The following is a 13090-nucleotide window of genomic DNA, read 5'->3' on the forward strand; positions in this document are numbered from 1 at the left end:
TGTTTCTTATAAATACTTCAGAGCATATGGACATATTTTAATATTAAGCTCTGTTACAGGAAAGTTTTGGTAAAGCTTGTATGTAAAATAATTGAAAAAAATACAAAATTTATTTATAATAAGTTTTATATGAATTATTTAGATTTAACTTTTGAATCAGAAATTTATACTGAATATGGATTAGTAAACATTACTTAAATATTGAATGTGGAATTATGTTTTGGGAGGTTTTGCGTGGGTATGGTTACGAAAAAGTGGCTAAAATACTTTGTTATTTCCTTTAGTATATTTATACTTATAGCATTAGGTATTTATATAAATAAGTACAATCATAGAGATATTAGCGTTAATAAGTTCAAATCTGAGGTTGTACTTGAGCCTATAAAGATTAACCTTAATGGGATAAACATTATGATAGATCCAAGAATAGAACTTCTTTCAGTAGTTCAATTTTTAAGTAGTTATGATGAAAAGTATGATTTAATAACTAATGAGAATTTTGCTTACAAGGATGTAATAAATAATTACTTTTCCCAGTATTCAAATCATCAAGTTATTAAAACTTTTGACAAGATGAGCAGTGAAGGTTTTTGTTTTGATGCTCCTCCAACAGCAATGCTTTACTTATCCAATCCTTTAGAACTATTTCAAGTACATGAATTAAATAACTACCTTAAAAAAAGATCAGGCGGGAAGGAATTTGAAAAGTTTATTTCTCAGCTAAGGGAGTTTGCTATTGAGTCTTCCTTTGATAAGTTCTACAATGATAATAAAGAGGTTTATAAGAACATACTTGAGAAAAATGCTAAGTTGTTAGAAGGGACAAGTTATATAAATGACATAGAAAAATACTATAACTTAAAAAATAATAGCTATAATATAATTTTAGCACCAATATTTCATCCCGGCGGCTTTGGGCCCAAAGTAAAAAGTGAAAATGGGTCACATGATGTATATAGCATTCAGGGACCAATGTTTGTACAAGATAATATACCGATGTTTGGGGATAAGGATAACTTTATGTATCTGGTATGGCATGAGTTTAGCCATTCATTTGTAAATACATTAACCGAAGAAAACATAAACGAAGTTAATAAATATATAAAGTTATTTGATCCATTAGCTGATGTAATGGGTAAACAAGCATATAACACTTGGGAAGTTTGCGTAAATGAGCACATTGTACGAGCTGTAACTTCGAGATTGATCTATATTCATCAAGGAAAGGATAAATATGAAAGTGCTATTGCCTATGAGAAATCCAAGGGATTTATCTATGTAGAAGATTTGGCTAATAAGCTTGAGGAGTTCGAGAGGAATAAAGATAAGTACAAAGATTTTAAGGAATTTTATCCGGAGTTAATTGAAGTTTTTAAAGTATTGAGTGAAGAGAAGTAAAAAAAGTTAATTTACAAGGGGGAAAATCATGGCTACATGGATAAGTCATTTTAGAATAGCAGATTATTTCTTAAATAAGCTGGATGTTGAGAAAAAGGAATTTATAGTAGGTAATATTGGACCGGACTGTGGGGAGCCCAATGAAGATTGGAGCAAGTTCACACCTCCAAGCAGCGTTACCCATTGGACAACAAGTGGAAAGAAGAGTGAGATAGACCCGGAGGCCTTTTATAATAGGTATCTCATAGATTCTAAATCGTTAAGCAAGAAGAAGTACTCTTTTTATATTGGATATTATCTCCACCTATTAACGGATGTAGAATTTACAAAACTAGTGGCTGTTCCTAAGTTTGAAAAGTATGCCAAGGAGCTTGAACAAGACCGGAATTTTATTTGCACTATGAAGGAAGACTGGTATGATATAGATCATTTGTACTTAAGGAACCATCCGGAATTTTATGCTTTTAAGGTATTTTCAGAAATTGAGGAGTTTCCAAATGATTATTTGGATTATTATTCACAGACGGCTATTATAAAACAGATAAAATATATAACAAATTTCTATAAAAGCTTTGAAGGCAATTTGGATAGGGAGTATTCCTACTTGACGCCGGAGGAAACGGAAGCATTTTTTTATAAGGCTTGTGAGAATATCAAGAATAAGCTGATAGAAAAGAGGATCTTAAAAGATAATTAAGCCATAGGATGAGAGAGGGGAATTAGATGCTTTTTAATTATGAAATAGGTCTGAAAGAATTTAACCCAGAAAATATGAAAATAAATCATAGGGAAGCGGTTAGGGCAGTTATTATAAGAGATAATAAACTTCTAATGGTGCATTCAAATAAAGGAGATTATAAGTTTCCCGGCGGTGGTATAAATAGTGGAGAAAGCTATGAAGAGGCGTTAAAGAGAGAAGTTAGGGAAGAAACCGGATATATTATCAATAATATAAAAGCCAGAATAGGAACAATTATATCAAGGAATATAGACGAGTATGAAGAAAATGCTGTATTCGAAATGATATCTAATTATTATTTATGTGAAGTGTCAGAGGGACAAACACATCAACAATTGGATGACTATGAGGCAAATCTGGAGTTTTGTCCTAAGTGGATGACTTTAGGAGAAGTAATTCATTTGAATGAAGAAATTCTTAAGCAAGACAATATAGATAAAAATCCATGGGTATATAGGGAAAATTTGGCTTTAAAGGCATTGAGTTCAATTTTAAATTGTAAAGGCAACCAATAAAGGTTGCCTTATAGTTGCAATATAGCATTAGAAGTAAAATAATAAAATCTCTTGGCATCCTCAGTAAATTCAGCATATTCCGCAATTAATTATAATTTAGTAGGCAGTATCTCAATCCAGTATTCATCAGGGTCATTGATGAAATATATTCCCATGCTGGGGTTTTCATAGCAAATACAGCCCATTTTTTCATGATGGGTATGAGCTTCTTCAAAACCTAGGGCTTCTTTATAAAAGGCAAGACTTTTTTCTAAGTCTAGGACATTTATGTTATTATGATCAAATTTGAATTTCATAATAAAAACCTCCAATATATAGTATTTTTTAGGCTTAATAAATCTTCCCTGTGGATCAAAGGCTTGAGCATAATTACTGTATTGGAGCAAAATACTTTATAGAGAAACTAAAACCAAAGTTTTTAATACCAATGCATTTTGGAGAGGTATATGAAACCACTTCGAAATTTAAGGCTGAAACAGAAGCAAAAAATACTAAAATTATTGAAATAGAGAAAAAAGGACAAGAGTTTAGGTTAACCGTAGAAAGTATCAACAGATGATATGGATAAAATTTCATGTGGATAAATGGGCTTTTTATAGCGAAATTTACCAATATATTTATAAATAAGGCTTTGAGAACAAAGTTAGTCACATTAGTCACAGAGTTATCAACAGATTTTTTGGGGAAACTAACAAGTTATCCACAGGAGTCAATAAAGTTGTCCACAAAAATTTAATATGTAATAATATAGACGCAGGATATAAATCACTGCGTCTTAAATTTGACTAAGGCCTCTTTATAGTAGCCGCTCCAGTATAAATCCAGACCTTCTTTATATATTATATCTATTATATTTTGTTATAAAACCATTATTTTTCCCCTTTGCTCATAGCCTCGGCCTTCTTTGTGCAACTTTCCATAGCAGAGATTATGGTTCCTCTGAAGTTATTCATTTCCAAGGAATATACCGCCTCTATGGTTGTGCCTCCCGGTGAGCAAACCTTATCCTTTAGGCTGCCGGGATGTTCTCCGGTTTCCAATACCATTTTGGCAGCTCCTAATACAGCCTGAGCTGCGAACTTATAGGCCTTATCCCTTGGCATTCCACGCAGTACCGCACCGTCAGCCAGGGCTTCTATAAACATAAATACATAGGCAGGAGAGGATCCGCTTACTGCCGGTATGGAATCCATAAGCTTTTCATCTATGACCTCTGCTTTGCCGAAGCTTTCAAAAATGGATATAGCATCTTTCAGATCTTCATCTGTCACACTACTGTTTTTAGATAGGGCGGTCATTCCTTCTCCCACCAGGGCAGGAGTGTTGGGCATAGTTCTTACTACTTTCATGTCTCTGCCAAAGGCTCTTTTAACAAAGTCAATGGTGATACCTGCTGCAATGGTTATTATAAGAACATCCTGCTTTACAACCGGCGAAATTTCCTTTATTACCTTCTCGTAGATATTTGGCTTTACTGCAAGGATTATTATATCGCTGAAGGAAGCCACTTCAGTGTTATCTAGAGTAGTCAACAAACCATACTTGTTTTTCATACTATGTAAAAAGCTTTCGTTCATATCGGAGGTTATAATATTTTCCGGTGAAGTTATACCGGACTTGATTATTCCGCCTATCATTGCCTGGCCCATGTTTCCACAGCCAATAAATCCAATCTTTTTATTCATCTTAATTGCTCCTCTCATCCTTTTGATTTTCTGAAATATATTTTTGAGCCATATCTTTTAACAGCTCCTTATTGTTTAATTCCGGTGATTCTAAAACCACTTCTAATAAGTGATTAAGTACAGTACCCATAAACTTACCGGGTTTTACTCCAAGGGCTATAAGGTCACTGCCATTAATTGCAAGGTGCTTCAAGCTTAAGGGCTGCCTTTGTTCTAAAATTTGCCTGGACTTTCTTTTTAAGTAGTCTATGCCCGAGAAATCAAAGGGGGGAGCACTGGATAGTACATCAGACTCCTGAAGATTGAAGAGATCGTCTAGATTCTCTTCTCCTACCCTTGTGATTATCTTTTTTATTGTAGAATTTCTCAGATTATCATATCTGGACATGTGATCATAAACCAGATTTGTTACCTTTTTTATAGTATCATTGTCATAACGAAGCTTTTTTAATATGTACTCACTCATCTCCACACCTTTGGTATTATGGTCATAAAAATGTCCGATGCCTTTGGAATCAATGGAAAAGGTAACGGGCTTTGCTATGTCGTGAAGCAGGGCAGAAAGTCTCAAGGCAAGCCTAGGTTCTGTGTTGTCTATTACCATCAGAGTATGATGATATACATCCTTATGGTGATGAGGATTTCTCTGATCAAAGCCAACCATAGGGAGAACCTCCGGCAAGAAGTACTGCAAAAGACCGCTTAACCGTAGATTTTCTATTCCAAGAGAAGGCTTTTTGGACAGAAGTATCTTTGAAAATTCATCCCGTATTCTTTCTCTGCTGACATTCTTTATGAGCTCACAATTTAGTTTTATGGCTTCAAAGGTCTTTTCTTCTATGTGAAAACCTAATTGGCAGGAAAATCTTATAGCCCTAATCATTCTCAAAGCATCTTCATTAAATCTGTCATGGGCATTTCCTACAGTCCTGATAATTTTCAATTTTATATCCTTTATTCCATTGAAGGGGTCTGAAATGCCATTGGTAGGATTATAAGCTATGGCATTTATGGTAAAGTCCCTGCGGCTTAAATCCTCCTCAAGTTTTGTGGTGAAAATAACTTCATCTGGGTGCCTATTGTCGGTATATTCACCATCGATTCTATAGGTAGTGACCTCAAAGGGCTCATTTTCAATCATGACGGTAATGGTGCCATGCTTTATGCCAGTAGGAATAGTATGTTTAAAGGTACGAATAATAACCTCAGGTAGGGCATTTGTTGTAATATCCCAGTCATTTGGTGTTCTGCCTAGGATGGTATCCCGGACACAACCACCTACAGCATAAGCTTCAAAGCCATCTTTCTCAAGCTGCTGTATTATATATTCAACCTTCTTTGGTATGGTTATATTCATAGGTACACCTCAATTCAAGTTTTGGTATATCTTCATAGTATTATTATATCAATAAAATATAGGTTTATATAATAAAGTTTCTGAGATAATGTATTGATTAGTGCTTTTTAATAATAAATAATTTATAATTAAAAACAAGGTAAATAATAATATAATAGTATAAGTTTTGAAGGGAGATTCATATAGATGGCAAATATAAATGAGTTTGAGGCCGGTAAAAGAATAGAGGGCTTTTATCTTATTAGATCAGTTGATTGTAAAACCACAAACAGCAATAATAAAAAGTACATGGACTTTACCTTATGGGATAAAACAGGTGAAATAAATGCTAAGCTCTGGGAAGTGGCAGAAGGAGAGGAAAGCAAGTATTCAGCCAATACAGTCATAAAGGTCAGAGGAACAGTTCTAGCTTGGCAGGGTTCTCTTCAATTAAAGATTGAAAAGATTAGAACTACAACACCTGAAGATAAACTGGATGTATCAGAATTTGTTCCTACAGCTCCATATCCGGCAGAGGAAATGTATGCAGTAATAAAGGGCTATGTAGATTCCATAAAGAATTCTGATATACGGATGATTGTGGATATAATCCTGGAAGAATATAAAGATAAGATAATGTACTACCCTGCGGCAAAGAAAAATCATCATTCTATAAGATCAGGATTGCTATACCATGTGTCTACAATGCTGAGGGCCGGAGAAAAGCTATGTGAAATATACACTTCTTTAAATAAGGATTTATTATATGCTGGAGTAATTCTTCACGATCTGGCAAAGATGGAAGAAATGGACTCCAGCGAACTGGGTATAGTAAGTGACTACACTATAGAGGGTACACTGCTTGGACATATAATTCAGGGTATCAAGAATGTAGAGGTTGTTGGCCAAAGACTTGGAGCTGATAAAGAGGTCATTATGCTCCTTCAACATATGATTCTGTCCCATCATTATGAGCCTGAGTACGGTAGTCCTGTAAAACCAATGCTTCCAGAGGCTGAGATACTGCACTATCTGGATATCATAGATGCAAGAATGTTTGATATGACCAGAGTTACAAAAGAAATCAGCGGTGGAACCTTCTCTGAAAGGCTATGGTCATTGGAAAACAGAAGAATATATAAACCGATGCTGGAAAGAGAAGAATAATTCACAATTAGGACATCATTTGATGTCCTTAAAAATTGCATTAAAAATTTTACATAGAAAAAGATATATATGAGAAACTAAAGAGTTTACAAATTGGAGGATTAACTATGACGGAAGAAAGAGAAGCAAAAGTATTTAAGGACCGTTGGTGGATTCTATTGATAGTGGTAATCTCACCCTTTATGTCAACCCTGGACAGCAGTATTGTAAATGTGGCACTGCCGGTAATGGCTGATGAGATGTCCGTAGATATGGCTTCTATAGAATGGGTAGTTACCAGTTACTTAATTGTAATATCCGGAACCATATTGTTTTTTGGGAGACTTGGAGATATAAAAGGAAAGACCACAGTGTTCAAATGGGGATTTTTTATATTTACCCTTGGCTCACTATTTTGCGGGATAGCAAAAACTCTTCCCATGCTTATAATTTCAAGAGTAGTACAGGCTATAGGTGCTGCAGGAACTATGGCAAACAGCCAGGGAATTATTACGCACATATTTCCTTCAAAGGAGAGAGGCCGGGCTTTGGGAATATCTGCAACCGCCGTTGCCCTTGGAACTATGATTGGACCACCACTAGGGGGCTTAATAGTATCAGCCTTTAAATGGCAGTACATATTTTTAATTAATGTACCTGTTGGAATTGTTGCTATTATTGCTGCTATGAGAATACTGCCTAAGGGGGCCAGAAAAGATGAAAGTATAGACTTAAAAGGAGCCATATTATTTGGAATATCTATTGCTCTTACTTTCTATACACTTTCAAAGGGTCAGCAGATTGGTTATGGAAATTCTATGATCATTACAGCTTTTGCTGCAGCCATGGTATTACTTATAGCATTTATCATGCTTGAAAGAAGAATTGTACACCCACTGTTAGATTTAACTATATTTAAAAATACCATATTTTCCTTAAGTATTTTTACAGCCTTTATATCTTTTACTTCCATAGGAAGTGTAAATATCTTGCAGCCTTTCTACCTGCAAAATGTGATTAAGCTTACTGCTGCAGCTACAGGCTTGGTTATGATGATATATCCAATCACAGTTTCTATTGTGGCCCCTATCAGCGGAAGTCTATCCGATAAGGTAGGGTCAGAGTTCTTGACTTTTTTAGGTCTATTATTTACATTGACAGGACTTTTCTTAATGTCTACACTTAATGAGTATTCAAGCATAGGAACAATGGCAATATTTACAGTTATTTTAGGTATAGGAAATGGCCTGTTTCAATCTCCCAATAACTCCTTAGTAATGTCTGCTGCAACACAAAGCAAGCTAGGGATTGCCGGAAGCATAAATGCCTTTGTGAGAAATTTGGGAATGGTCACAGGAGTATCCATATCCACAACGTTATTATATAGTACAATGAGTAATAAGCTTGGAACAAAGGTATCAGGATATGTTGCAGGAAGAGATGATGTATTTGTTTATGGTATGAGATATGTTTATATAACTGCAGGTTTAATTTGCTCTGTGGGAGTACTTTTGACGGCGGTGAGATTATACCAAAATAAAAAATTAAAAATCAGATTTAAAAAATGAAATCCAGTAGCAGCTGGATTTCTATATTTGGATAAATAACTGAAATATTGGATTGGGATAGAGCTTTGTAATAAAATAGGCACGTTCTGCACCAACGATACACAGAATACGTTTATCTTTATTGTCAGCTACTACTTGATTTTAATTTCCCCTATGTAATTTTTATATAGAATAGAAGAGTAAGTAAGATATATTTTTATTTTAATTCAGCGTTAAAACAGAAAAATTCCTTATTGTTAAAATGTTGATAAATACACCTTACTTTGCTAAAATCAATGTATATAACGAAGATTTATATAAATCAAATCTAATTAGAGTGAGGATTTTTATGGCAAGTATAAAGGATGTGGCTGAAAGATCAGGGGTTACAGTAACTACGGTTTCAAGAGTATTAAATAATAGGGGATATATTAGTGAAAACACTCGACAAAAGGTTTATAAGGCTATGGAGGAACTAAACTACCAACCAAATGAAATAGCCAGAGCTCTTTTGAAACGAAAGTCAAATTTAATTGGACTTATAATACCTAATGTATCGCACCCTTTTTTTGCTGAGCTTACAAACTACGTCGAGTATTATGCGTATAAAAACGGGTACAAGGTATTGCTATGTAATGCCTATCAAGATAGTAAAAAAGAAAAAGAATACATTAATATGTTAAAGAGAAATCAAGTTGACGGTATTATAATGGGAAGTCATACTCTTGAGACAGATGAATATCAAAATTTGAATATGCCTATAGTAGCTATAGACAGGTTTTTATCAGAGGACATTCCATATATAACATCAGATAACTATAAAGGTGGAGAAATTGCTACAAGCCTTCTCATAGATAAAGGTTGTAAAAAGTTAGCCCACATAAGTGGTCCATTAAGATTAAATACACCTGCAAATAAAAGGTATGAGTCTTTTATTGATGTTGTAAGAAAAAATAATAAGCCCTATGTAGTTATCGAAACAAAACTTAATAGTTTCGATAAGGAGGGATATAAGAGAATGATTTATACATTATTTAAAGAGCACCCTGATATTGATGGTATTTTTGCCAGCAGTGATCTGATTGCAGCTTGTATAGTTGAAGTTTCAAGTGCCCTGGGGAAGAAGATCCCTGAAGATATAAAGATAGTCGGATATGATGATACTTATATTGCATCGTTGATTGTTCCTGCACTAACAACCATCAGTCAGCCTATTAAAAAAATTGGAGAGATGGCAGTTGAGGTAATAATAAATGAGCTCAATGGAACAGAGGTTATTAAAAGCAACATATTACCGGTAAGTCTAGTTGAACGCAAAACAACATAAAAGGTATTTGATTAAAGTGGCGTGCTGTAATGATTAATTTATATCATTTCAGCACAGCCTTTTTTATATGCTGCTATTTATAATTAAATGTAACTAAAAAAGTTTATGTAAACGGTTGACATATGAAAAAAATAAGTATATACTAAAAATATATCAAACGTTTGACATATTTTTTACGGTGATATGTTAATCGTTTAATATATTATAAAAATGGAGGGGTAAAATATGAAAAAGTTTTTATCAATTGTTCTGGCAGTGGCCCTTGCTTCATCAATGGCAGGGTGTAGCTCAGCATCAACCTCAACCTCAAAGGACTCTCAAAATACATCAGAAGGCACGACAAATGAAAAAGTTAAAATAATAGTAACAAACGGAAAGGGTGAAATTGCCCAGCAGTTTGAACAGGCAGCAAAAGACTTTATGGCTGCAAATCCAGATATCATTGTGGAGCCTTATTCAGTGGCGGTAGGAGACTCTGTTAACATTCTTGATAAGCTTACAGCTTCAGGAGAGGTTGTCTCACTTGCTATGGTGGAACCAAGCTCTGTATCTGGAAGTGGTAAGTACCAAGCTATGGCAGCGGATTTGTCAAATGAAAAGTGGAATCAGGAAACAGTATATGGGTTTAAGAACGATGAAGGGCAGATTGTTGGATTTCCCTTTGCTATAGAAGGTTTTGGACTAGTTTACAATCAAAAGGTGTTAGATAAAGCAGTTGGTGGTACATTTGATCCATTTACAATAAATACACGAGATAAACTTATAGAGCTGCTTGATAAAATTCAAGCCAGCGGTATAAAATATCCAATAGCGTATCAGACAGAGGCTTGGTCTGTTGCTAATCATTACAGTTCACAATTCATAAATCAATCTAGTGATCCAGTTGCTTTAAACAAACAGATGATTAATGGTGAATTTGATTTTGCTAATAACGCAATATGGAATGGATACTATGACACTATGGATTTATTAGCATCCACCCAATATAACAAATATGGAGAGCGTCCACTTGGTCAATATTATGATGATGCTCATCTATCCGTTGGTAAAGGTGAAAGTGCTATGCTATTTAATGGAAACTGGGCTTATGATTCCCTAAAGGCTGTAGCAGGTGATAGCTTTGGATTTATACCGGTTCCGGTAGACAACGATCCGAACAATCCTTTAAATAATAAAATTGTTGCCGGACCAACTCAAATTATGATAGTAAATAAAAATGCAACTCCTCAACAGCAAGAAGCAGCGAAAAAATTCTTGAACTGGTTGGTATATGATCAAGTTGGACAAGATTTCATTGTTAACAAGTCCCAAATAGTATCTGCTTTCAAGAACAACCCTAATAAGGTAACAAATCCATTAGGAAAAGCGATAGCTGAGGCTATAGAAAAAGATAAGACAATATCCTTCAGTACGAACTACGTTGACACTGCTGAATATATGAATACATTGGGACCTGAAGTTCAAAAGTATATTGGCAAGAAAAGTACACGTGCAGATTTGGCAAAAGCCTTTGAAACATATTACAAGTCAAAGAAAAAGTAATTAAAATAACAAATTGAATTGAAAAAGTGGGTGAGTTTTAAACTCACCCATCAGTTTAGTAGAGAAATTAATGGTAGTTTTGCAGCGTACAAGTTTTTATTCAAATTAGAAGTGGAGGTAGCTTATGATATCGGAAAAAAAGCCATTGAAAAAACTTGGTGAGCAGATGTTCTTCACTCTTCCCACCATATTGGTATTTTCTATTACTGTATTAATTCCCTTTATATATGGTATATATCTAACCTTTATGAAAATGCCAACAGTTATAAGTACGCCGGTTTTTACCGGTCTATCCAATTATATAGCTGCAATTAAGGATCCTAAATTCTGGTCATCAATGGGGTTAACAGTAAAATATGTCTTATCTTCTATTTTTCTTGTAAATGCTTTGGGATTTACCTTAGCATACCTTGTTACTTCAGGCATTAGAGGACAGAACTTTTTTAGAACCTCTTTATTTACTCCCAATCTTATCGGAGGATTAGTGCTTGGTTACATTTGGCAGTTTATTTTTGTTCAGACCTTACCAGCCTTTGGTCAAAAGTTTGGCCTTGAAATATTTAGACTGGGCTGGCTTGGGGATGAAAAGTTAGCTTTCTGGGCGGTTGTAATAGTTACAGTATGGCAATTATCCGGTTATATGATGATTATTTTTATTGCAGGCCTGGTAAATGTTCCAAGGGATGTCATTGAGGCTTCAACTATAGATGGTGCTAATGCTTGGCATCGACTAACTAAAATAACACTGCCCTTGATGAGACCGGCTTTTGTTATTACTATATTTATGACCTTAAAAAATACCTTCATGGTATATGATATTAATTACTCACTGACAGCGGGTGGACCATACAATAGTACAATGATGGTTACAATGAATATTGTAAATAAAGCCTTTGTCGAGAATAATTACGGTATAGGACAAGCAGAAGCAATAATTCTGTTTATAATAGTGGCTATTGTATCTGGAATACAAGTATATATTGGGAAAAAAGGGGAGGTAGAAGCATAATGGAAAAGCGAAAGTTAATAAATAAAACCTTAGTTTATGTATTTTTAGTCCTTTCCTTCATAATCTTTGTTTTCCCATTCTTTTTAATGATTATTAATTCCTTTAAAAGTAATGGTGAAATACTGGAAAATCCTTTTGCCATGCCTAAAACATTGAACTTTAATCACTTTATTGAAGTAATCCAGAAGATGAATTTTGGTGTTACATTTATAAACAGTCTCGTTATTACAGTTATAAGTACAATATTAATACTGTTATTTTCAGCTATGTGTGCCTATTACCTGGTAAGAAAAAACAGTAAGTTTAATAAATTACTCTTTTCAATATTGGTGGCTTCAATGATAATTCCGTTTCAATCTATTATGATTCCGCTGATGTATATATACGGAGCAAAACTAAATCTAATTGAGAAGGTACCAGTACATCTATTGATTGTTTTTTATGCAGGTTTTGGAAGTGCCCTTTCAGTTTTTATATTCCACGGCTTTATAAAATCAATCCCTCTTGAATTAGAAGAAGCGGCTTTAATAGATGGATGTGGTCGTATAAGGACCTTTTTCAAAATTGTGTTCCCCATACTTGCACCAACATCTATGACCATTGCCATATTAAATGTAATGTGGATTTGGAACGACTACTTGCTGCCATCACTTATACTCAATAAAAGGAATCTTTACACTATGCCAATACAGATGAAAGTATTTAATGGAACTTATATGAATAATTGGGAGCTGCTCATACCTGCACTTCTCTTGACAATACTGCCAATACTCATAGTTTATTTCATTGCTCAAAAATATATTATTGAAGGGGTAATGCAGGGATCGATAAAATAATTAACATATC

13 protein-coding genes are annotated in these 13090 nt (G+C 34.4%); 10 read left to right on the plus strand and 3 right to left on the minus strand.

The genetic code is table 11. The features are described from left to right. Positions 1 to 240: 240 nt before the first annotated feature. Genes FHY60_RS00120 through FHY60_RS00130 form a run of 3 tightly spaced genes read left to right on the plus strand, consistent with a single transcriptional unit; the run spans position 241 to position 2652 of the window. Positions 241 to 1398, plus strand: a complete 1158-nt coding sequence (locus tag FHY60_RS00120; RefSeq protein ID WP_139902041.1) for a DUF4932 domain-containing protein — start codon at positions 241 to 243, stop codon at positions 1396 to 1398. A 28-nt stretch (positions 1399 to 1426) separates the two neighbouring features. After that, positions 1427 to 2095: a zinc dependent phospholipase C family protein gene (locus FHY60_RS00125; protein ID WP_139902042.1), complete on the plus strand. Its 669-nt coding sequence runs from the start codon at positions 1427 to 1429 to the stop codon at positions 2093 to 2095. A gap of 26 nt (positions 2096 to 2121) precedes the next feature. Next, positions 2122 to 2652 carry an NUDIX hydrolase gene (locus FHY60_RS00130; RefSeq protein WP_139902044.1) on the plus strand — a complete coding sequence of 177 codons (531 nt, stop codon included), beginning with the start codon at positions 2122 to 2124 and terminating at the stop codon, positions 2650 to 2652. Between the two features lie 89 nt (positions 2653 to 2741). Here the strand turns inward: FHY60_RS00130 and FHY60_RS00135 are convergent, their stop codons facing one another. Beyond that, positions 2742 to 2948 (minus strand): VOC family protein, encoded by a 207-nt coding sequence (locus FHY60_RS00135; RefSeq protein WP_139902046.1) that lies wholly within the window; start codon positions 2946 to 2948, stop codon positions 2742 to 2744. A 50-nt stretch (positions 2949 to 2998) separates the two neighbouring features. Between FHY60_RS00135 and FHY60_RS00140 the strand changes: the two genes are divergently transcribed. Beyond that, positions 2999 to 3211, plus strand: a complete 213-nt coding sequence (locus FHY60_RS00140; RefSeq protein WP_139902048.1) for an MBL fold metallo-hydrolase — start codon at positions 2999 to 3001, stop codon at positions 3209 to 3211. Between the two features lie 310 nt (positions 3212 to 3521). Here the strand turns inward: FHY60_RS00140 and proC are convergent, their stop codons facing one another. Together proC and FHY60_RS00150 are read right to left on the minus strand one after the other, a co-directional pair. Beyond that, positions 3522 to 4337, minus strand: a complete 816-nt coding sequence (gene proC, locus FHY60_RS00145; RefSeq protein ID WP_139902050.1) for a pyrroline-5-carboxylate reductase — start codon at positions 4335 to 4337, stop codon at positions 3522 to 3524. A 1-nt stretch (position 4338) separates the two neighbouring features. Then, positions 4339 to 5694, minus strand: coding sequence for a CCA tRNA nucleotidyltransferase (locus tag FHY60_RS00150; RefSeq protein WP_139902052.1), 1356 nt, complete (start codon positions 5692 to 5694; stop codon positions 4339 to 4341). Positions 5695 to 5880: 186 nt separating this feature from the next. Here FHY60_RS00150 and FHY60_RS00155 point away from each other — a divergent pair, with 186 nt between their 5' ends. The 6 genes from FHY60_RS00155 (at position 5881) to FHY60_RS00180 (ending at position 13080) form a co-directional block, all read left to right on the plus strand. Beyond that, on the plus strand, positions 5881 to 6840 hold the full coding sequence (locus FHY60_RS00155; protein ID WP_139902053.1) for a 3'-5' exoribonuclease YhaM family protein: 960 nt from the start codon (positions 5881 to 5883) through the stop codon (positions 6838 to 6840). Positions 6841 to 6947: 107 nt separating this feature from the next. Then, positions 6948 to 8387: an MFS transporter gene (locus tag FHY60_RS00160; RefSeq protein WP_139902055.1), complete on the plus strand. Its 1440-nt coding sequence runs from the start codon at positions 6948 to 6950 to the stop codon at positions 8385 to 8387. A 328-nt stretch (positions 8388 to 8715) separates the two neighbouring features. After that, the gene (locus FHY60_RS00165; protein ID WP_139902057.1) at positions 8716 to 9693 is read left to right on the plus strand and encodes a LacI family DNA-binding transcriptional regulator; all 978 of its coding nucleotides are present in this window, start codon (positions 8716 to 8718) and stop codon (positions 9691 to 9693) included. A gap of 225 nt (positions 9694 to 9918) precedes the next feature. Continuing rightward, positions 9919 to 11235, plus strand: coding sequence for an ABC transporter substrate-binding protein (locus FHY60_RS00170; RefSeq protein WP_139902059.1), 1317 nt, complete (start codon positions 9919 to 9921; stop codon positions 11233 to 11235). A 124-nt stretch (positions 11236 to 11359) separates the two neighbouring features. Beyond that, positions 11360 to 12244, plus strand: a complete 885-nt coding sequence (locus FHY60_RS00175) for a carbohydrate ABC transporter permease (RefSeq protein ID WP_139902061.1) — start codon at positions 11360 to 11362, stop codon at positions 12242 to 12244. Beyond that, positions 12244 to 13080, plus strand: coding sequence for a carbohydrate ABC transporter permease (locus FHY60_RS00180; RefSeq protein ID WP_139902062.1), 837 nt, complete (start codon positions 12244 to 12246; stop codon positions 13078 to 13080). Before FHY60_RS00175 ends, FHY60_RS00180 begins: the two co-directional genes overlap by 1 nt. Positions 13081 to 13090 lie beyond the last annotated feature (10 nt).

The sequence above is a fragment of the Clostridium thermarum genome (assembly GCF_006351925.1).
In the GTDB taxonomy this organism is placed as follows: Bacteria; Bacillota; Clostridia; order Clostridiales; family Clostridiaceae; genus Clostridium_AU; species Clostridium_AU thermarum.